Source organism: Mesorhizobium sp. M7A.F.Ca.CA.004.12.1.1 (assembly GCF_003997835.1).
Taxonomy (GTDB): domain Bacteria; phylum Pseudomonadota; class Alphaproteobacteria; order Rhizobiales; family Rhizobiaceae; genus Mesorhizobium.
On record NZ_RZRK01001179.1, the window covers coordinates 1 to 1,338 of the forward strand.

At 62.7% G+C, this 1,338-nt stretch carries 1 protein-coding gene; it reads left to right on the forward strand.

Translation table 11 applies throughout. From position 1 onward, the window contains the following. The coding region (gene dnaK, locus EN984_RS34880; RefSeq protein ID WP_127384368.1) for a molecular chaperone DnaK at positions 1 to 1,338 on the forward strand (1,338 nt) is incomplete at both ends.

Genomic DNA, 1,338 nt, shown 5'->3' on the forward strand with positions numbered 1-1,338 from the left:
CAGCCAGCCAAGCGCCAGGCGGTCACCAATCCTGAAAACACCATCTTCGCGGTCAAGCGCCTGATCGGCCGCCGCTATGACGATCCGGTGACGGAGAAGGACAAGAAGCTTGTCCCCTACAAGATCGTCAAGGGCGACAATGGCGATGCCTGGGTCGAAGCCGGCGGCAGGAAGCAGTCGCCCTCGCAGATTTCGGCCATGATCCTGCAGAAGATGAAGGAGACGGCGGAAGCCTATCTCGGGGAAAAGGTCGAGAAAGCGGTCATCACCGTTCCAGCCTATTTCAACGACGCCCAGCGCCAGGCGACCAAGGATGCCGGCAAGATCGCCGGCCTTGAAGTGCTGCGCATCATCAACGAGCCGACCGCGGCAGCGCTTGCCTATGGCCTCGACAAGAAGGAAGGCAAGACCATTGCCGTCTATGACCTTGGCGGCGGCACGTTCGACATTTCGGTGCTCGAAATCGGCGACGGCGTGTTCGAGGTCAAGTCGACCAATGGCGACACCTTCCTCGGCGGCGAGGATTTCGACATGCGCCTGGTCGAATATCTGGCGGCCGAGTTCAAGAAGGAACAGGGCATCGACCTGAAGAACGACAAGCTTGCCCTGCAGCGCCTCAAGGAGGCGGCTGAAAAGGCCAAGATCGAGCTGTCGTCGACCACCCAGACCGAAATCAACCTGCCCTTCATCACCGCCGACGCGACCGGGCCGAAGCACCTGACGCTGAAGCTGACGCGCGCCAAGTTCGAGCAGCTGGTCGACGACCTGGTCCAGCGCACGATTGCCCCTTGCAAGGCGGCATTGAAGGATGCCGGCCTGAAGGCCGGCGAGATCGACGAAGTCGTCCTGGTCGGCGGCATGACCCGCATGCCCAAGATCCAGGAGATCGTGAAGCAGTTCTTCGGCAAGGAGCCGCACAAGGGCGTCAATCCGGATGAAGTCGTTGCTCTCGGCGCCGCCATCCAGGCCGGCGTGCTGCAGGGCGACGTCAAGGACGTGCTGTTGCTCGACGTGACGCCGCTGTCGCTCGGCATCGAGACGCTGGGTGGCGTGTTCACCCGCCTGATCGAACGCAACACGACGATCCCGACCAAGAAGAGCCAGGTGTTCTCGACGGCCGAGGACTCACAGTCGGCCGTGACCATCCGGGTCTTCCAGGGTGAGCGCGAAATGGCCGCCGACAACAAGGCGCTCGGCCAGTTCGACCTGGTCGGCATCCCGCCGGCGCCGCGCGGCGTGCCGCAGATCGAGGTCACCTTCGACATCGACGCCAACGGCATCGTCAACGTTTCGGCCAAGGACAAGGGCACCGGCAAGGAACACCAGATCCGCATCCAG